Here is a 23,425-nt window from a genome sequence, read left to right on the forward strand (position 1 = left end):
GATGACAGTATTTAAATTTTTATCTTCATTAGAAAGCTTAGGAATTGATATCTGGCTTGAAGATGACCAGCTACGCTACCGTGCGCCTAAAGGAGTCATGACATCAACCATCAAGCAGGAATTGATGGAGAGTAAAACAGAAATACTTAGTTTTTTGCGAAAAGCCAGAGATGCCAAACAATCAACTGCTAGACCTATACTACCTATTGAAAGAAATCGCGATCTACCTTTGTCTTTCAGCCAACAAAGAATGTGGTTTCTCTATGAATTAGATAGAGAAAATACGTCATACAACGAAAGTCTACAATTGCGGATTAGCGGAGTCCCAAATGTAGCCCTATTAGAGCAAAGTATTAACGAAATTATCCATCGCCACGAAGCTTTGCGGACTATTTTTACCACGGTAGATGGATTGGCGGTGCAGCGAATTTTACCCAGCTTAACTATCAATATACCAGTCTTAGACTTGCAAGGGTTAAAAGAAGCTGAAATTCAACAGCGAGTTATTGACGGAATCCGCAAACCCTTTGATTTAGAAAAACAGCCTTTACTGCGAGTTAGCCTCCTACGCCTGAAACCAGAGTTACATCTGCTGATACTGACGATACACCACATTATTGTGGATGGTTGGTCAATAGGAATATTCATCAAAGAATTGTCAGATCTATATCAAGCCTTTTCTGTTGGTTCTCCAACTCCATTACCAAAGTTAACAATCCAATATGGCGACTTCGCTGTTTGGCAGAGAGAATGGTTGACTGAGGAATTGCAACAACAACTTGATTATTGGAAGCAACAGTTAGCCGATGCACCACCATTATTAGAATTACCAACAGATTATCCTCGCCCCTCAGTTCAAAGTTTCTCTGGCGCGGTTAAAAAATGGCAACTCAACTCGAATTTAAGCGCACAACTCAAAACCTTGAGCCAAGAGTCCGGAACTACCTTATTTGTGACACTCTTGGTAGCTTTTGTAGTCTTACTTCATCGTTACAGCCATCAGGATGATATTTGTATTGGCTCCCCTTTTGCTAACCGCAACCGTACAGAAATTGAACCGCTCATAGGCTGTTTTATTAACACCTTGGTGTTGCGTACTCAAATTAACGATCGCTCCAGTTTTAGAGAGTTGATTGCTCGGGTGCATTCTGTTGTTTTGGATGCCCACGCACACCAAGATGTGCCGTTTGAACAAGTGGTAGAAGCAATACAACCAGAACGTTCTCTTGGTTACAATCCCTTGTTTCAAGTAATATTTGTCCTGGAGAATTTTTCGCTCGATACTTTAGAATTACCCGATATTAGTTTAACTCCAGAGATAGTAGAGCAGGATACGGCTCAGGTTGATTTGAGGCTCGCGATTTGGCAAACACAGCAGGGATTGATAGGTTCGTGGAGATATAACAGTGACCTGTTTGATGCCAGCACGATTGAACGGATGGCAAGTCATTTTGTGACCTTGCTTGAAGGTATTGTTGCAAATCCACTGCAGAAGATTTCACAATTACCTTTGCTTACAGAAGTTGAGCAACAGCAGTTATTGGTTGAGTGGAACAAGACTCAAGTTGATTATCCCTCCTCTAAGTGTATTCATCAGTTATTTGAGGAACAGGTAGAGCGGACACCAGATGCAGTAGCAGTTGTATTTGAAAATCAACAACTCACTTACCGCCAGTTGAATAGTCGCTCTAACCAGTTGGCGCACTACTTAAAGTCTTTGGGTGTAGGCGCAGATGTGCTGGTGGGATTGTGTGTGGAGCGATCGCCAGACACAATTATCGGACTACTGGGTATTCTTAAAGCGGGTGGTGCTTATTTACCCCTTGACCCAGAGTATCCGACTGAGCGTTTGCTCGTTATGCTCAAAGATGCCCGAGTTCCAGTGCTGTTGACGCAACAAAATATAATTGCAGGGCTTCCACAACACCAAGCAGAACTTGTTTGCTTAGATACTGACTGGCGGCGAATCTCTCAAGCAGTGGAATCAAATCCGGTTTGTGAAATTCAACCTGAGAACTTGGCTTATGCAATCTACACTTCAGGTTCGACAGGAGAGCCAAAGGGAGTCTTGATTCAGCACTCCTCAGTTGTGAATCTCGCCAACGGTTTGCATCAAGCTATCTATTCTCAGCACCAGAGGTCCCGATTGCAAGTCAGCTTGAATGGGTCTTTAGCTTTTGATACTTCTGTTAAACAAATTATTCAACTGATATACGGTCATGCCTTGGACATAGTACCAGAAAAGGTGCGATTTGATGGAAATGCCATGTTGTCCTACCTGTGGCAGCAAAAAATAGATGTGTTAGATTGCACACCATCGCAACTGGGACTGCTGATTTCAGCAGGATTGCTGGACAGTGAGGCTGCTCCTCAATATGTACTGGTTGGAGGAGAACCTATTGATGAATCTATGTGGGCAACTTTGGCACAGGCTCACAATATTAATTTTTATAATGTCTATGGACCTACAGAATGCACTGTAGATACTACAGTGTGTTTGATAACAGCTAACCTCAAGCCAGTTATTGGTCGTCCCATAACTAACGTAAAAACCTATATTTTAGACGAATATCTGCAACCTGTTCCCGTTGGTGTACCTGGGGAATTGCACGTTGGCGGTGCGGGATTGGCAAGAGGCTATCTCAATGCTAAAGAGTTAACGCAAAAGAAATTGATTCCCAATCCGTTTGATAAGACAGCAGGGAGTAGATTATATAAAACAGGGGATTTAGCCCGTTATTTATCAGATGGCAACATCGAATACTTGGGGCGCATTGATAACCAAGTAAAAATTCGGGGTTTTCGGATTGAATTGGGAGAAATCGAAGCAGTCCTCGGCCAGTATCCTCACGTGCAAACCGCTTGTGTCATCTCCCATGAAGATCGACCAGGAATTAAACGCTTAGTTGCTTACATAGTACCGCAAAAAGATGTAACACCAACAACAAGCGAACTGCGGCAATTCCTGAAAACTAGGCTGCCAGATTATATGGTACCCAGTGCTTTTGTTATCTTAGAAGCCCTACCTTTAACGCGCAACGGCAAAGTAGATCGCCGTGCATTGAAAGCACCAGACTTGCGCGAGGGGCTGGAAGTGAGTTTTGTTGCTCCGCATACCCCAGAGGAAGAAATATTAGCCCAAATTTGGTCTGAAGTTCTGAGAGTGGAGCAAGTTGGTATACATGATAACTTCTTTGAACTCGGTGGCGATTCCATCCTCACTATTCAAATCATCGTGAGAGCAAGGCAAGCAGGTTTGCAGCTGATTCCCAAGCAATTCTTTACCCATCAAACCATTGCCGAATTAGCTGTAGTCGCAGAAACAAACAGGGTGGCGCAAATAGAACAGGGATTAGTCACAGGTGCAGTTACCCTAACGCCAATTCAACAAAGATTTTTTGAGCAGAACTCGCCCGAAAAGCACCACTACAATCAATCATTTCTGCTATCTGTACCATCCAACCTTAAGCCAGAACTATTAGAGCAAGCATGGCAGCAATTGCTAGTACATCATGATGCCCTACGCTTGCGATTTACACAACCTGACGATCGCTGGCAACAAATTCACTCTACTGGGTGCGATCGCGTTACTGTCTCCTTTGTAGATTTATCCACACTCCCAGACAGCGAGCAACAAACAACTATTGCAGCTACCGCCTCTTCCTTACAAGCAAGTTTGCAGCTTGCAGAAAATCTCGTCCAAGTTGCCTTTTTCTGGTTGGGGGTTGACAAAAGGGCGCGATTACTCATCATCATTCACCACTTGGTAGTGGATGGTGTTTCCTGGCGGATTTTGTTAGAAGATTTGCAGACAGCTTACCAGCAACTGTCTCAAGGACAAACGATATCGCTTCCAGCCAAAACCACCTCTTTCAAAGATTGGGCGCAACATCTGGTAGAATATGGCCAATCGGATGTTTTAAAATCCGAACTGCCTTACTGGTTGAGTGTATCTAGTGCTTCTGTTTACTCCATCCCAGTAGACCATACAGCAGGAGCAAACACAGTATCATCCGCTCGTACAATATCCGTGTTTTTGAATGAGGCACAAACCCAAGCACTCCTACAAGATGTGCCAAAAGCTTATAAAACTCAGATTAACGATGTCTTACTGACTGCTTTAGCATTGGTTTTGAGCAGATGGACTCACTCTGAGTCAGTGTTCTTCAACCTAGAAGGTCATGGACGGGAAAATATAGTGGATGGTGTAGATTTATCTCGCACCGTCGGTTGGTTTACAACAATTTTCCCGGTAGTTTTAAATATTCCTGCAACAGACAAAGACAATATCGGGGATGTTTTAAAATCTGTCAAAGAACAATTACGCACCATTCCCAACAAAGGAATTGGCTATGGCTTATTGCGCTACTTGAGCCAGAAGCCAGAAATCATTGCCCAACTCCAGACATCCAAGCAAGCAGAGATTAGCTTCAATTATCTGGGTCAATTTGCTCAAGTTCTCAATCAATCTTCAATGATGCAAATCGCGAGTGAATCTAGCGGACAAAACCACAGTTTGCATCATCCGCGCCCTCATCTGCTAGACATTAACGCCATCATTATCGATGAACGGCTGCAAATAGATTGGACATACAGTAGCAATTTCCATCAACCCAGAACCATTGAGAAGATTGCTCAAGAATTTCTTGAAACATTACAAGAACTCATTGACCATTGTTTATCTTCTGAAAACGGGGGTTATACTCCCACAGATTTCCCACTATTACAACTTAACCAATCAGAACTAGATCGAATATTTGCAAATCTATGAAATCAGAAATTAACAAAACAAACAAACAAAATGTTGAAGATATTTATCCCCTATCACCAATGCAACAGGGGATGCTGTTTCATAGTTTGTATGAACCAGACTCAGGCGTATATTTTTCCCAGATAAGTTGCACTTTGACAGGAAATTTGTATATACCAACCTTTGAGCAAGCTTGGCAGAAAATAGTAGCAAAGCATTCCATCTTCCGCACGGCTTTTCTTTGGGAGACTTTGAGTACTCCTGTGCAAGTTGTGTATCGACAGGTACAGGTCACAGTCGAAACTTACGACTGGCAAAATTTACCTCCACAAGAACAGCAACAACAGTTAGAAGTTTTTCTGGATTTCGATCGGCAAAAGGCTTTGCAATTGTCTCAAGCTCCATTGATGCGTTTGCATCTGATCCGATTTGACAGAAATACTTATCAATTTATCTGGAGCCATCATCATTTATTAATGGATGGCTGGTCTTTACCTTTAGTTTTTAAAGACCTGTTGAACTTTTATCAAGCGATTTCTCAGGGAGAAACTTTCCGCTATCAAACTGCTGTCAGCTACCGTAACTATATTGCTTGGCTACAGCAACAAGATCGGAAACAAGCTGAAAAATTCTGGAAACAAAAACTTCAAGGTTTTACTGTACCCACTCCTTTAACAGTAGAAAAACAGCTTTCAAACCAAGAAAGTCGCAGTGTCAGGTATGGTACACAACAAATTCAGTTTACAGTTTCAGCAACAACTGCACTTCAGTCTTTTGTACGACAGCATCGCTTGACGCTCAATAATTTGGTGCAAGCAACTTGGGGATTGTTGCTGTCTCGCTACAGCCAAGAAACAGATGTCGTTTTTGGTGCAACTGTATCTGGTCGGGAGTCATCTATTGTCGGGATCGAGTCGATGGTGGGGCTATTTATTAACACCTTACCAATGCGAGTTCAAGTTGCAGCAGACTCCCAAGTGCTGGCTTTATTGAAGGATTTACAGGCGCAGCAAGTTGAGTCTGAGCAATACTCATATAGTTCATTGGCTGAGATTCAGAGTCTTAGTGAAATCCCCAAAGGAACGTCTTTGTTTGATAGCATTGTTGTCTTTGAAAATTATCCATTTGATGATGCACAAAAATTAGACAATGGCAGTTTCTCCATAGAGAATATTCGGGGCTTTGAACAATCTAATTATCCACTCACATTAGTCGCTCTCCCCGGTCAGCAATTACGGGTGAAGATTAGCTACGATACTAGCCGATTTGATGATGCAGCGATCGCTCGAATGTTGGGGCATTTCCAAACATTGCTTTTGGGAACGATCGCCAACCCACAACAGCGCATTTCTCAATTGCCAATGCTTACAGAAGTTGAGCAACAGCAGTTATTGGTTGAGTGGAACAATACTCAGGCAAATTACCCTCAGGAGCGGTGTATCTATCAGTTGTTTGAGGAGCAGGTACAGCGCAACCCGAATGCTATAGCAGTGACATTTGGCGATCGACAACTAACCTATCAACAGTTGAACGTCCAAGCCAATCAAGTGGCGCATTACTTGCGCTCGTTGGGTGTAAAAGCCGATATGCTGGTGGGTATTTGTGTGGAGCGATCGCTCTTAACGATCGTGGGCATACTAGGCATTCTTAAGGCAGGTGGAGCTTATGTACCACTCGATCCCGAGTATCCCCAAGAGCGTCTTAGTTTCATGTTAGAAGATGCTCGAGTGGGAGTGCTGTTAACTCAACAGCAATTGGTAGAGTCTCTACCTAAACATCAAGCGCATATCGTTTGCTTAGACACCGACTGGGAAAAAATTGCTCGAGAGTGCTCCTCAAACCTGGAAAACACCGCCACACCCGAGAACCTAGCATACGTCATTTACACTTCAGGGTCTACAGGGAAGCCCAAAGGTGTTTTAGTCAATCACTCCAACGTAGTTCGTCTATTTGCAGCAACAGATTGGTATAACTTTAACTCTCAAGATGTCTGGACATTGTTCCACTCTTATGCATTCGACTTCTCAGTATGGGAAATTTGGGGTGCTTTGTTTTATGGTGGACGACTGGTCGTTGTGCCCTACCTTGTGACGCGATCGCCCGAATCCTTCTATAATTTATTGTGTCAAGAGAAAGTCACAATTCTTAACCAAACACCTTCAGCCTTCCGCCAATTAATTCAAGCCGAACAAGCAATAGCAACTGCTAACGCCCTAAGTTTGCGCTTAGTGATTTTTGGTGGGGAAGCCCTGGAACTCAAGAGTTTGCAGCCTTGGTTCGAGCGACACGGCGACCAAATACCCCAGTTAGTCAATATGTACGGAATTACAGAAACCACCGTACACGTTACCTATCGTCCCCTAAGCAAAGCCGATTTGTACGATACAGCCAGCGTCATTGGTCGTCCAATTCCCGACTTACAGGTGTATGTCTTGGATAAACATTTACAGCCAGTGCCCATTGGTGTTCCTGGGGAGATGTATGTTGGTGGTGCTGGGGTGACGAGTGGCTACCTGAATCGTCCCGAACTGACAGAACAACGATTTATCTCTCATCCCTTTGGGGATTTTGGATTGCCGATTTTAGATTTTGGATTAGACAACAGGAGTGAGAATTTAGAATTTTCTCAAACTATTGAATCAGAAAATAAATCTCAAAATCCAAAATCCAAAATCCAAAATCCAAAATTGGATCGTCTCTACAAAACTGGGGATTTAGCGCGGTATTTGCCCAATGGCGAGTTAGAGTATTTAGGACGCATAGATAACCAGGTCAAGATTCGCGGCTTCCGCATTGAGTTGGGAGAAATTGAGGGATTGCTGGCGCAACACCCAGCCGTTTGGGAAAACGTGGTGGTGGTTCGAGAAGATGAACCGGGGGACAAACGTTTAGTTGCTTACGTAGTGCCAAAACTGGAACAATCTGCCACAGTTCAAGAACTGCGTCAGTTCCTCAGCAGCCAACTGCCAAGCTACATGGTGCCAAACACCTTCGTGTTGCTGGAATCCTTACCCCTCACCTCTAACGGTAAAATAGACCGCCGCGCCTTACCAAAACCAGACTTAGACAGCACGCAGCTAGAAAAATTTGTTTCCCCACGCACTCCCATTGAAGAAATGCTGGCACAAATTTGGGCGCAAGTGCTGAAACTAGAGCAAGTGGGCATTCACGATAACTTTTTTGAACTGGGGGGACATTCTCTACTAGCAACGCAACTTGTTTCACGCATCCGCAACCTTTTTAAAGTGGAACTACCATTGCGTGAGTTGTTTACCAATGCAACAGTAGCGCAATTAGCGCGATCGCTTCAGCAGTTGCAACAACAAGAGATCGCCCTGACTTCCCCGCCCATCCTCAAGCGAGCGGAGAATGTAGAACTACCACTTTCATTTGCTCAACAGCGTTTATGGTTTTTAGACCAATTTGAGCCGAATAGTCCATTTTACAATATCCATGTTGCTTTGCGTCTAACAGGAACTCTCAAAGTTACTGCCTTGGAACAAAGTTTACAAGCGATCGTTGAGCGTCATGAAGCTTTACGCACTAACTTCAGGACTGTTGATGGACAAGCAAAGCAAATTATTAGGGAATGGGGAATAGGGAATGGGGAATGGGAAACAGTTTCCGTTGTTGACTTGCAACATCTGTCTAAAGAAGAACAAGAACTAGCTGTACAGCAATTAGCGCAAGCACACGCTGTTCAACCTTTTGACCTAGCAAATCAGGCGTTATTCAGAGCGAATTTACTGGTGCTGAATGAGACAGAAAATGTCTTGTTAGTTTCCATGCACCACATTGTCTCGGATGGCTGGTCAATGGGTGTGTTTGTTGAAGAATTGGCGGTGCTGTACGATGCTTATGCTCGAAGTAAATCACCCAATTTATTACCACTACCGGTTCAGTATGCAGACTTTGCACTATGGCAGAGACAGTGGTTGCAAGGCTCGGTACTGCAAAGTCAATTGAATTATTGGCAAAAACAACTCCAAGATGCACCAGCTTTATTACCGCTTCCTACAGACCGACCCAGACCAGCGGTGCAAACCTTTGCTGGCGCACGTCAAGAGTTTTCGATTTCTCAAAAACTCACCCAAAAACTGACACAACTGAGTCAGCAACAAGGTTGTACTCTCTTTATGACGCTGTTAGCAGCGTTTGATACCCTACTTTACCGCTACACGGAACAAACAGATATTTTGGTGGGGACACCAATTGCAAACCGCGATCGCACGTACTTGGAAGGGTTAATTGGCTTTTTTGTCAATACCTTAGTCATGCGTACCAACTTGGCAGGTAACCCCAGTTTTAGCGAATTATTGGATCGCGTTCGGTTCATGGCAGTGGAAGCATACACGCATCAGAATTTACCGTTTGAAATGCTGGTGGAAGCATTGCAGCCAGAACGCAATCTCAGTCATACACCACTGTTCCAAGTGATGTTTGTCCTGGAAAATGCGCCTATATCAACCGTGGAGTTAACTGGGTTAACTGTCAATCTACTTAAAATCAAGAGTAAAACTGCCAAGTTCGATCTTACCTTAGCAATGGAGAACACTGCTACCGGACTGGTGGGTGTGTGGGAGTACAATACTGACTTGTTTGATACGGGTACTATTGAACGGCTGGCGAATCATTTTGTGACACTGCTAGAATCCATTGTGGCGAATCCACAACAGCGTATTTCTCAATTGCCTTTGTTGACACAACCCGAACAACATCAACTGTTAGTTGAGTGGAATGATACTCAAGTAGATTATCCTCAGGATAAGTGTATCCATCAGTTGTTTGAGGAGCAGGTGCAGCGTACTCCTGATGCAGTGGCGGTGGTGTGGGAAAATCAACAACTGACCTACCATGAACTGAATTGCCGTGCTAACCAGTTGGCGCACTACTTGAAGTCCTTGGGTGTGGGGGCTGATGTACTGGTAGGGTTGTGTGTAGAGCGATCTTTGGAAATGATGGTGGGATTATTGGGTATTCTCAAAGCAGGTGGGGCTTATGTACCACTTGACCCCGAGTATCCCCAAGACCGCTTAAGCTTCACGATCGCAGATGCTCAGCTTTCGATCCTCTTGACTCAACAGCATTTAGTAGAAAGGCTACCTGACCATCAAGCACAGCTTGTTTGTTTAGATACTAACTGGCAATCTATTGCTCAATCGAGTGATACTGCTTTGGTTAATAGCATCAGCAGCAAAAATTTAGCTTATGTAATTTACACTTCTGGTTCTACAGGTCAGCCCAAGGGTGTGATGATTCAACATCAATCCCTAGTGAATCTTACTCAATCGACAATTGTTGAATATGGTATAACGAATAGCGATCGTATACTACAATTTGCCTCCATTAGCTTCGATGTAGCAGCAGTAGAAATTTATCCTTACCTAAGTTGTGGTGCGACAGTAGTGCTGCGAACTCAAGAAATGCTGAGTTCAGTGCAGACGTCGAGCCAAAAATGCCGCGATTGGAATTTAACGGTTTTAAGTTTCCCAACCGCATACTGGCATCAACTAACTTTTGAATTAGTCAATGCCAATTTGCGGTTACCTGATTCCATCCGATTGGTAATTATTGGCGGCGAGCATCCACTTGAACAACGATTTAGAATGTGGCAGCAACATATAGGTGAATATCCGCAACTTATCAACGCTTATGGACCTACTGAAGCAACTGTAGAAGTGACGTGCAAAAAACTAGGTGTTGATGAGCAAAAGATAACTATTGGACGACCCATTCATAACACTCAGATATACATTCTCGATCGGTATTTACAACCAGTTCCCATTGGCGTACCGGGAGAACTGCTCATTGGTGGTGCTTCCGTGGCAAGAGGATATCTCAACCGTCCGGAGTTGACCGATGAGAAATTTATTTCCCATCCGTTCTTGGGGTCAGGAGGAGATAGATTATATAAAACGGGGGATTTAGCACGCTATTTACCTGACGGCAACATCGAATACTTGGGACGCATCGACAATCAAGTTAAAATCCGTGGCTTCCGCATTGAGTTGGGAGAGATTGAAACAGTTCTGAGCCAATATCCTCACGTACAAGCTTGTTGTGTCATCGCCCGTCAAGATACACCTGGTGACAACCGCTTAGTCGCCTACATAGTACCGCAAAAAGGTGTAACACTTACAACTAGCGAACTGCATCAGTTTTTGTCTCACAAACTGCCTGACTACATGATGCCCCAGGCTTTTGTGATGTTGGAGTTCTTGCCACTAACTCCTAACGATAAAGTAGACTACGGCGCTTTACCAGCACCAGATTTACAGAGCGGCGCAGACAAATATGTTGCCCCACGAACTCCCACCGAAGAAATGCTGGCACAAATTTGGGCGCAAGTGCTGAAAGTAGAGCAAGTGGGCATTCACGATAACTTTTTTAGCTTGGGAGGACACTCGCTACTAGCAACGCAACTCGTTTCACGTATCCGCAAAATTTTCCAAGTGGAGCTACCATTACGCGAGTTGTTTGCTACAGCCACAGTTAGCGAATTGGCGCAATCCATCGACCATTTGCAGCAACAGGATTTAGCGACTGCCCCACCCATCTTAAGGCGGGCAGAGAATGTAGAACTACCACTGTCATTTGCTCAACAGCGTTTGTGGTTTTTAGACCAGTTTGAGCCGAACAGTGCCTTGTACAACATTCCCTTTGCTTTGCGTCTAGCAGGAAATCTGAATCAAGCTGCGCTACAACAGAGCTTACAAGCAATTATTCATCGTCACGAAGCTCTACGCACCAACTTCATCAGCGTTGATGGACAAGCAACGCAAGTTATTAGGGAATGGGGAATAGGGAATGGGCAATGGGAAACAGTCAAAAGTTCCGACCTCTTAGCACTTACAAATTGGCAACTGTCAGTTGTTGAATTGCAACATCTGTCTGCCGATGAAAAAGAAAGAGCTGCACAGCAATTAGCCCAACAACAAGCTCTTCAACCTTTTGAGCTAGCAACACAAGCATTAGTGAGGACAACGTTACTAGTGCTGAATGAGACAGAGCATATCTTGTTAGTCTGCATGCACCACATTGTCTCAGATGGCTGGTCAATAGGTGTGTTGGTCTCTGAATTAACGACGTTGTACAATGCTTATGCTCGAGGTCAATCCCCCAATTTAGCACCACTCCCGATTCAGTATGCCGACTTTGCACTATGGCAGAGACAGTGGTTGCAAGGGGATGTACTACAAAGCCAATTGGATTACTGGCAAAAACAATTGGCAGATGCACCTACTTTATTAGCGCTTCCTACTGACCGACCAAGACCAGCCCAGCAAACCTTCGCAGGCGCACATCAGGAGTTTACACTCTCTGTTGAGTTAACTCAAAAACTAACAAAACTCAGCCAAGAGCAAGGGTGTACTCTCTTCATGACGCTGTTGGCAGCATTTGATACATTACTTTATCGCTATACAGGACAGTCAGATATTTTGGTGGGGACACCAATTGCTAACCGCAATCGTAATGAAATAGAAGGGTTAATTGGCTTTTTTGTCAATACTTTAGTTTTGCGGACTGATTTATCAGCCAATCCTAGCTTTAACGAATTACTGACTCGTGTTCGGTTGATGGCAATGGATGCTTATGCTCATCAGGATTTGCCGTTTGAAATGTTGGTGGAAGCATTACAGCCAGAACGAGACCTCAGTCACTCACCACTGTTTCAGGTAGATTTTCTGCTGCAAAACGATCCCCTATCAACCGTAGAGTTGACTGGATTAACTGTCAGTTCGTTGCTAATAGATACTGCAATGGCCAAATTTGATTTGACCTTGGCAATGCAGAACACTGCTAACGGACTGGTGGGTGTGTGGGAGTACAACACTGACTTGTTCAACCATACCACTATCGAGAGGATGACTGGTCATTTTGTAACTCTGCTGGAAGCAGTTGCTACCGATCCCTCTGAGCGAATTGACCAATTGCCAATATTAACAGCAGTTGAGCAACAGCAATTACTTGTTGAGTGGAATGATACTCAGGCTGATTATCCTTGGGATAAGTGTCTCCATCAATTATTTGAGCAGCAGGCAGAACTAACTCCTAATGCAGTAGCAGTGGTGTTTGACAATCAACCACTGACATATCAGGAGTTGAACGCCCAAGCGAATCAATTAGCACATTACCTACAGTCTCTGGGTGTAGGGACAGAGACTTTAGTGGGGATTTATTTGGAGCGATCGCTATCCATCATTGTGGCATTGTTAGCCGTTCTTAAAGCAGGTGGCGCTTATGTGCCTCTAGACCCCGATTATCCCCAGCAGCGATTGGCTGATATATCGGAAGATTCACAAGTTTCGGTACTGATTGCACAGCAGAAATTGCTCAATTCCTTGCCAATCCAAGGGGTGAAAGTTATTGTCTTAGACGCGGAGTTTGAGCAATTAGCGTCTCAAAGTCAAGAAAATCTGGTGAGTGAAGTAGAACCAGAAAACTTGGCTTGTTTGTTGTACACTTCTGGATCTACTGGCAAACCCAAAGGGGTGATGCTGACTCACGCTGCGTTAGTAAATCATAGCAGTGCGATTAGTGAAGTCTTTGGTTTGACGAGTCGCGATCGCGTTTTACAATTTGCTTCTTTTGGCTTTGATGTAGCCGCTGAAGAAATCTACCCAACTTGGTATAAAGGCGGAACCGTGGTCATTAGACCCGTGCAAATGTTTTCTGACTTTGCCAATCTTGCCAAATTTATTGAAGAACAAAAGCTGACTGTTTTAAATATTACCCCAGCTTACTGGCATGAATGGACGGTGGCGGTATCTCAATCCTATGCAACCGTACCGCAATGTTTGCGCGTAGTGGCTGTGGGTGGCGATGCAGTGCTACCAGAAACAGTGACTATGTGGCGGCAATTGGTAGGCGATCGCATCACTTGTCTCAATGTTTACGGTCCTACCGAAGCGTCGGTAACAGCTGTAGTCCACGATTTGCTAGATCCCAAATCGGAAAAAACGAATACAGTTCTTATTGGTCGTCCCATCGCTAACACAGAAATCTTTATCCTCGATCGTCATCTCCAACCAGTACCTGTTGGCATCAAAGGGGAATTGCATATTGGTGGCGTGCGTTTAGCCAGAGGATACTTCAACCGCCCTCAATTGACAGACGAAAAATTTATCCCCAACCCGTTTAGTGATTTTGGATTGCCGATTTTAGATTTTGGATTGGGGAGTAGGAATGAGAATTTAGAATCTTCTCAAACTACTGAATCGGAAAACAAATCGAATCATCTCAAATCCAAAATCCAAAATCCAAAATCAAATAATCCAAAATCCAAAATCCAAAATCCAAAATTATATAAGACTGGAGATTTAGCACGCTATCTACCCGATGGCAACATTGAGTGCTTCGGACGCATTGACAATCAGGTAAAAATCCGGGGCTTCCGCATTGAGTTGGGAGAAATCGAAGCCGTACTCAACCAACATCCTGATGTTCAGACATCTTGTGTCGTCCTCCGCGAAGATACAATAGGTGATAAACGCCTGGTCGCTTACGTTGTACCTTATTCTCAAGACATACCCGCAATTAGCGAACTGCGTCAATTCCTCTCCAATCGGCTGCCGCTTTACATGGTGCCGAATACTTTCGTGGTGATGGAGTCCCTACCGCTAACACCGCACCGCAAAGTAGATCGCCGCGCCCTACCCGTACCAGATTTACACAGCGCACAAACAGACAGCTATGTTGCACCGCGCACTCCCACCGAAGAAATGCTGGCGCAAATTTGGGCGCAAGTGTTGAAATTAGAGCAAGTAGGTATTCACGATAACTTCTTTACTTTGGGAGGACACTCGCTGCTAGCAACACAGCTAGTTTCACGTATCCGCAACATTTTCAAAGTAGAACTACCATTACGTAGCATTTTTGCAGCAGCAACTGTTGCTGCATTGGCGGATGCGATCGGGCAATTGCAGTCACAAAATTTAGAATTAACTTCCCCACCCATTTTGCCAAGAGCAAAGGACGCTCAATTATCACTGTCATTCGCTCAACAGCGTTTGTGGTTTTTAGAACAGTTACAGCCGAACAGTGCCTTATACAACATTCCCGAAGCTTTGCGTCTGGTAGGAACTTTGAATCAAACTGCGCTACAACAAAGCTTGCAAGAAATCATTCAGCGCCACGAAGCCTTACGTACTAACTTCATCGTCGTTGATGGACAAGCAACGCAAATTATTAGGGAATGGGGAATAGGGAATGGGGAATGGGAAACAGTAAGAACTTCCGACCTCTTAGCACCTACTGATTGGCAACTTTCAATTGTTGACTTGCAGCATCTACCTGCAAACGAGCAAGAAATAGCTGTACGGCAACTAGCGCAACAACAAGCTCTGCAACCCTTTGACCTGGCAACACAGGCATTAGTGAGGACGACATTACTGGTGCTGAATGAGACAGAACACATCTTGTTAGTGTGTATGCACCACATTGTTTCTGATGAGTGGTCAGTAGGTGTGTTTGTCCAAGAATTAACAGCGTTGTACAATGCCTATGCTCAAGGTCAGCCCTCACCGTTAGCGCCACTACCGATTCAGTATGCTGACTTTGCACTGTGGCAAAGACAGTGGTTGCAAGGTGATGTCCTGCAAAGCCAATTGAACTACTGGCAACAACAACTCAAAGACGCACCAGCTTTATTACCGCTTCCCACAGACAGACCCAGACCTGCGGTACAGACTTTCGCTGGCGCACACCAAAAGTTTGAACTTTCACCAGAGTTAACCCAAAAGCTGACACAACTGAGCCAGCAGCAAGGTGCAACTTTGTTCATGACGCTATTGGCAGCGTTTGATACTCTACTCTACCGCTACACGGGGCAATCAGATATTTTGGTGGGGACACCAATTGCAAACCGCAATCGCAGTGAGATAGAAGGGTTAATTGGCTTTTTTGTCAATACTTTAGTGATGCGGACAGATTTATCTGCAAATCCCAGTTTCCAAGATTTACTAGGTCGCGTTCGGGAAGTAGCTTTGGGAGCCTATGCTCATCAGGACTTGCCCTTTGAAACGCTGGTAGAAGCGTTGCAGCCTGAACGCAACCTCAGCCATACACCACTGTTTCAGGTAGCGTTTGTATTTCAAAATGCGCCCAGGTCTGCTGTAGAACTGAATGGGTTAACTATCAGTGAATTGCCAACAGAAAATCTTACTGCCAAGTTTGATTTAACTTTAGCAATTGGGAACACTGCGACTGGATTGGCAGGAGTGTTGGAGTACAATACCGACTTGTTTGACCATAGCACCATCGCCCGGATGCTGGGTCATTTTGTCACACTGCTAGAATCCATTGTGGCAAATCCTCAAGAGCGCATTTTCCAACTGCCAATGTTAACAGCAGTAGAACAGCAGCAGTTATTAATCGACTGGAACGATACTTTTGTAGATTATCCCTCTGATAAATGTATTCATCAGTTGTTTGAGGAACAGGTAGCGCGTACCCCTGATGCAGTGGCAGTGGTGTTTGGCAATGAACAACTCACATACCACGAGTTAAATAGTCGAGCGAATCAGTTAGCCCATTACTTACGGTCTTTAGGTGTGGGAGCAGATGTACTGGTAGGGTTATGTGTCGAGCGATCGCCCTTAATGGTCATAGGACTGTTGGCGATTCTCAAAGCTGGTGGTGCTTACGTACCCCTTGATCTAGAGTATCCTAGCGATCGCCTCAGCTATATGCTAGAGGATACTCAAGTCCCGGTACTACTGACTCAACAGCACTTAGTTGATAAACTACCCCCAACATCAGCAAACCTTATCTTCATAGATAAAATCTCGTCACAAATTGACGAAAATAACCAAGATAACCTAACTAGTGGTGTCACGGCTTCTCATTTAGCTAATGTGATTTACACCTCCGGTTCCACAGGTAAACCTAAAGGTGTCATGGTTGAGCATCGAGGACTGTACAACCTAGCCATAGCACAGATTCAAGCTTTTGGTGTAGACTCCTCAAGTCGCGTTCTTCAGTTTGCCTCCTTCAGTTTTGATGCGTGTATCTCCGAAATTTTGATGAGTTTGGGGTCAGGCGCAACCCTTTACCTAGCATCAAAAGACGCAATCATGCCGGGTACACCGTTAGTTGAGAGCTTACGCAACTATGGCATCACCCATGTCACCTTACCACCATCGGCATTAACAGTCTTGCCAAATGAAGAACTTCCCAATCTGCAAACAATCATTGTCGCTGGTGAAGCTTGTTCTAGTGAACTCATAAAACTTTGGTCAGTGGGGAGAAACTTCTTCAACGCTTACGGCCCGACAGAAGCCTCCGTCTGCGTCACCATTACTCAATGCACTCCCCAAGACGAGAAAGTTACCATTGGTCGTCCCATTGCCAACGCCCAAATCTACATTTTAGACAGCCACTTACAACCAGTACCCATTGGTGTACCCGGAGAACTGCACATTGGTGGTGTGGGTTTAGCAAGAGGTTATCTCAACCGTCTGGAATTGACAACTGAGAAATTCATCTCTCATCCCTTTAGCAATCAGCCGCATTTACGACTTTACAAAACTGGGGATAAAGCACGTTATCTACCAGACGGCAACATAGAATATTTGGGACGCATCGACAATCAAGTCAAGATTCGTGGTTTCCGTATTGAGTTAGGCGAAATTGAAACTGTGCTGTCTGATTTACCTGAAGTACGGGAAGCAGTAGTTGTCGTACAGGAAGACCAACCGAATAACAAACGCTTAGTAGCTTATGTTGTACCGCAACAGAATAATGTCGAATCATCAAATAAACCAGAAAATTTATCAGCAGACAAAGTAGAACTATGGCCATCTGTAGCTGAATACTATGTTTATGATGACTTACTATATTACGCTATGACCAATGACTATCGACGCAACGATAGTTATAAAGTTGCCATTAATCAATTGGTCAAAGACAAAATAGTCGTTGAAATCGGCACAGGTAAAGATGCCATCTTATCGAGATTTTGTGTTGAGGGAGGAGCCAAGAAAATTTATGCAATTGAAAGAAGTGAGGAAACCTACCGCAAAGCAAGAGCTTGCGTTGAGAATTTAGGTTTAGCAGATAAAATCATAATCATTCATGGAGATGCAACTGTAGTTGATCTTCCAGAACTAGCTGATGTTTGTGTTTCCGAAATTGTGGGGGCAATTGGTGGCTCTGAAGGTGCAACGGTAATTATTAATAACGCAAGAAGATTTCTCAAGCCTGATGGTTTGATGATTCCTGAAAGAAGCGTGACTAAAATGGCGGCTGTCACCCTCCCAGATGAAATATTACACAACCCCACATTTGCTAAAACTCCTGCACATTACACCAGAGAAATCTTTGAGCAAGTCGGCTATCCCTTCGACTTAAGAGTATGTATTAAGAAATTTCCACAAGCAAATGTCCTCTCCACAGTGGATGTTTTGGAAGAATTGAACTTCAATGAATATATTCATCCAGAATTTTCCCATACAGTTAAATTGGAAATTCAGAAAAATGGGCGAATGGATGGCTTTTTAGTTTGGCTTAATTTGCATACTATTTCTGGCGAAGAAATAGACATTCTCGAACACGAGCATTGCTGGCTACCTGTTTATTTTCCAGTATTTGAACCAAGAATTGAGGTTGAGCCTGGTGATGTCATCCAAGCAGTTTGTTATAGAACAGTTTGCGAAAATAATCTCAACCCAGATTATAAAATAAAAGGTTGTTTGTTGAAAAAAAATGGAGAGAATATAGAATTTGAATATATCTCTTATCACTATAAAAATAATTTCCGTCAAACGCATTTCTATCAAAGATTATTTGCCGATTATGGCAATGTAGAAAATAATCAACCTGATAATTTGGCTCAATTTTTAAGAGCTAATCTCAAAGAAATTTTGCCAGAATACATGATACCCTCTAGCTTTATAATGCTAGAGAAACTGGCCTTAACACCAAATGGTAAGGTAGACCGTCGCGCCCTAAGAGTACCAGATTTACAAAGTGAAATAGCAGACACATTTGTTGCACCTCGCAATTCCATTGAGGAAACGTTAGCGTTGATTTGGGCGCAAGTGTTGGGGTTAGAGCGAGTAGGTATTCACGATAATTTCTATGAACTAGGCGGACATTCCCTACTAGCTACTGGGGTAATTTCTCGCTTGCAGGAAGCTTTTGGAATTTCATTACTGTTGCGTTCTTTGTTTGAATCACCAACAGTTGCTCAGTTAAGTGAAGTAATTTCCAGTCAGCTAGAAACTGGTTATAGTCTAACAGTACCGCCGATCGCACCTGTTTCTAGAGATGCAGGCATACCCCTGTCATGGGCGCAGGAACGCTTGTGGTTTGTCAATCAGTTAGAAGGCGAAAGCGGTGCTTACACAATAGATTTAGCCTTGCGTTTGGTGGGGCAACTCAATGTTAAAGCTTTGGAACAAGCTTTTGCGGCGATCGTGCAACGCCATGAACCTTTGCGGACTCGCTTTGGGATGAAGGATAATAAGCCAGTACAGGTAATAGACCCCTATACAACCTTCACGTTACCAGTAGTGGATTTACAGAATCTGCCAGACCCTGCCAAACAAGTAGAGCAACTGATGGCAGAAGAAGCGTGCAAACCTTTCGACCTGGCTAATGGTTCTGTGCTGCGAGTCAAGCTGTGGCAAATTGCAACTGACGAGTATGTATTGGTATTCGCGATTCACCATATTGCAGCTGATGGTTGGTCACTGGGCGTATTCATCAGTGAATTATCAACCTATTATCGCGCGATCGCCGCAGGTACTCCTGTGATGTTACCAGAGTTACCCATACAGTATGCCGACTTTGCTGTGTGGCAGCGTCAATGGCTGACAAATGAAGTGCTAGAGCGTCAGTTAAGCTACTGGAAGCAACAATTAACAGGTGCGTTACCTCTGTTAGAACTACCCACAGACCGCCCCCGCCCAGCCGTACAAACTTTCCGAGGCGGTACAGAACGACTGCAATTAGATGCCAAGCTAACGCAACAGCTGAAAAAGCTCTCGCAAGAGTCTGGCAGTACGCTGTTTATGACATTGCTGACGGGTTTTGTGGTGTTAATGTCTCGCTACAGTGGACAAACAGATTTGGTGGTTGGTTCACCGATCGCCAATCGCAACCGCACCCAAATAGAAGGGTTAATTGGCTTTTTTGTCAATACCTTGGCACTGAGATTCGATTTATCCCAAGAACCAACCTTTGAAGCTTTACTAGCGCAGGTACGACGGGTAACTCAAGAGGCTTACGACCATCAAGATTTGCCCTTTGAGATGTTAGTCGAAGAGTTGCAAGTGGAGCGAAACTTGGATCGCAACCCTCTCGTGCAGGTGGTGTTTGCCCTCCAAAATGCTCCTTCCGCACCTTTAGAACTGCCTGGGTTAACAGTCGAAGGGATGGCTTCGGGACTTGACTCAGTGCGGCTTGACCTAGAACTTTACTTGTGGGATGCACCATCTGGACTTGGGGGCTTCTGCTCTTACAACAGTGATTTATTTGATGCGGTAACGATCGCCCGCATGATGCAGCATTTTCAGATTTTACTTGAAGCGATCGCCACTAACCCAGCACAACCAGTAGCATTACTTCCCTTGCTTACCCGGCAGGAACGCCATCAATTGTTGGTGGAGTGGAATGATACTCAAGCAGATTATCCTCAAGATAAGTGTATTCATTCCTTGTTTGAGGAACAGGTAGCGCGTACACCTAATGCAGTAGCGGTAGTGTTTGGAAATCAACAACTGACTTACCGCGAGTTAAATTGTCGTGCAAATCAGTTAGCCCATTACTTACGGTCTAGTGGTGTAGGAGCAGATGTACTGGTAGGGTTGTGTGTAGAGCGATCTCTTTTCATAGCGATCGGGCTGTTGGCAATTCTCAAAGCGGGTGGTGCTTACGTACCGCTTGACCCAGAGTATCCTCAAGATCGTCTGAGCTTTATGCTAGATGACACTCAAGTTCCGGTACTGTTGACCCAACAGCACTTAGTTGATAAACTACCCCCAACTCAAGCACGACTGGTCTTTTTAGATAAAGTTTGGTCAGAAATTGATGAAAACAACCAAGATAACTTGACTGGGGTCGTGACTGCTTTGAATCTAGCAAATGCAATCTACACGAGCGGTTCTACAGGTAAACCTAAAGGGGTGATGGTTGAGCATCGGGGATTGTACAACCTAGCTTTAGCACAGATTCAAACTTTTGGCGTGCAATCTCGCGATCGCGTTCTTCAGTTTGCCTCCTTCAGTTTTGATGCTTGTATATCGGAATTTTTGATGACTTTGGGGTCAGGAGCAACACTTTACTTAGGTACAAAAGACTCGCTGATGCCCGGTAAGCCGTTAATTGAGCGATTGCGCGATGATGGCATTACTCATGTTACTTTACCCCCATCAGCATTAGCAGTCTTGCCCACTGAAGAACTCCCAGCCCTACAAACGCTCGTTGTTGCAGGCGAAGCTTGTTCTACTGAACTGATAAAACAATGGTCTGTTGGCAGAAATTTCTTCAACGCTTATGGACCGACAGAAGCTAGCGTCTGCGCCACCATCGCCAAATGCACTCCGGGGGATGAGAAAGTTACCATTGGTCGTCCAATTGCCAACACGCAAATCTACATTTTAGATTCGCACAATCAACCAGTTCCCGTTGGTGTACCAGGAGAACTACACATTGGCGGTGTGGGATTAGCACGCGGTTATCTCAACCGTTTGGAATTGACACAAGAAAAATTTATCCCTAACCCGTTTAGCGATGAGCCGCACTCCCGACTCTACAAAACTGGGGACAAAGCACGTTATCTACCAAATGGTAATATTGAATACCTGTGTCGCATTGATAACCAAGTCAAGATTCGTGGTTTCCGTATCGAGTTAGGCGAAATTGAAGTCGTTTTGACTCAACACTCCTTGATACAAGAAAGTATTGTCGTCGCTAAAGTTGATAGCACTGGCGATAAACAACTGGTGGCTTACTTAGTACCTGCGCTGAAAAACAAAGTCTTACCCCAACAGCTGGCTCAATGGCAAAGCGAGTACGTCAGTGATTGGCAAATGCTCTATGAACAAGCTTATGGGCAACCTCAAGCATCCGCCGATGACCTGACTTTCAATATCAGTGGTTGGAACAGTTCGTACACAAAACAAGCTCTCCCAAACTGGGAAATGCGGGAGTGGGTGGAGAATACCGTCACCCGCATTCTGTCGGTGTCACCACAGCGAGTCTTAGAAATTGGTTGTGGTACGGGGTTACTATTATCCCGCATTGCTCCAAACTGTCAAGAGTACTGGGGAATAGATTATTCCAGTGCCGCTTTACAGCATGTCGAGCAGATGTGTAAAACAGTGCCCGGTCTGGATAATGTGCGTCTGCTGCAACGAACGGCAGATAACTTTGACGCTATCCCCACTGGAGAGTTTGATACTGTAGTTATCAACTCAGTGGTGCAGTACTTTCCCAGTGTTGAGTATTTGTTGCAGGTCATCGAAGGAGCAATGGCTGCGATCGCCCAACAAGGTACAATCTTTATGGGTGATGTCCGCTCCTTGCCTCTGTTGGAGCCATTTCATGCCGCAGTGCAGTTGTCCCAAGCTCCTGAAGACAAAACGATTGAGCAATGGCAGCGAATGGTACATTCTAGTGTGGCTTCTGAAGAAGAATTGGCGATCGATCCTGGTTTCTTCATCGCCCTAAAACAACGTTTTCCTCAGATTACTTGGGTAGAGATTCAGCCCAAACGCGGTGACTCTCAAAATGAGTTAACTCAATTCCGCTATGATGTCACCCTGCATATCGGTACTGATATCAAAACAACGGTAGTTCCTTGGTTAAACTGGCAATTAGATCGGCTGTCATTGACACAAATTGAAAATCAACTGCACCAAGAACAGCCAGAACTTTTGGGAATCAGGGGTGTACCCAATCAACGGGTGCAGCAAGCACTACAGATTTGGCAATGGTTGGAAAGCCCCCCAAATGTCGAAACAGTGGGGCAACTGCGGCAACTGCTGGCACAACAGCTAGACGTTGGGATTAATCCCGAAGAGTTTTACCAGTTGGGGCAGCATCTCGGTTACACCGTCCACCTAAGTTGGTGGGAAAGCAGTCAAGATGGTTCTTATGATGTGGTGTTCTGCCGCGATCGCGCAGACAAAGCGACTTTCTGGGATAATTCAACCATCACTGCCAAATCTTGGACTGATTACACTAATAATCCTTTATACGGCAAGTTAGTCCAGAAGCTAGTGCCGCAAGTGCGCTCCTTTATCCAACAAAAGCTACCAAACTACATGGTGCCGCAAGCTTTTGTTCTTCTCAAAGCAATGCCGTTAACACCTAACGGCAAAGTCGATCGTCGCGCCCTACCAACACCAGATACGGCGACTAGAAATCTCGCCACTGGCTTTGTATCACCCCGCACGCCTCTTGAAGCTCAACTGGTGCAAATTTGGAGTGAAGTCTTGGGAACCGAACGTATTGGCGTGAAGGATAACTTCTTTGAACTTGGCGGTCATTCCTTGTTAGCAACTCAAGTGGTGTCACGAATCAACTCAGCTTTTAAACTTGACCTATCTGTACAGATGATCTTTGAGTCTCCCACAGTGGTTGGTATAGCAGCTTATATTCAGGCAATAGATTGGGCAGCACAAGATTTAGCAGTACTTGATATCAGTAGTGAGGTAGTGGAGTTTTAAG

At 44.5% G+C, this 23,425-nt stretch carries 2 protein-coding genes; both read left to right on the forward strand.

Annotated elements, in window-relative coordinates:
• The first annotated feature begins 1 nt into the window (after nt 1).
• Nucleotides 2-4,771 (forward strand): non-ribosomal peptide synthetase, encoded by a 4,770-nt coding sequence (locus WA1_RS15390; RefSeq protein ID WP_017742647.1) that lies wholly within the window; start codon nt 2-4, stop codon nt 4,769-4,771.
• Nucleotides 4,768-23,424, forward strand: coding sequence for a non-ribosomal peptide synthase/polyketide synthase (locus WA1_RS15395; RefSeq protein ID WP_017742648.1), 18,657 nt, complete (start codon nt 4,768-4,770; stop codon nt 23,422-23,424). Before WA1_RS15390 ends, WA1_RS15395 begins: the two co-directional genes overlap by 4 nt.
• Nucleotide 23,425 lies beyond the last annotated feature (1 nt).

It is taken from the genome of Scytonema hofmannii PCC 7110, assembly GCF_000346485.2.
GTDB classification, from domain to species: domain Bacteria; phylum Cyanobacteriota; class Cyanobacteriia; order Cyanobacteriales; family Nostocaceae; genus Scytonema; species Scytonema hofmannii.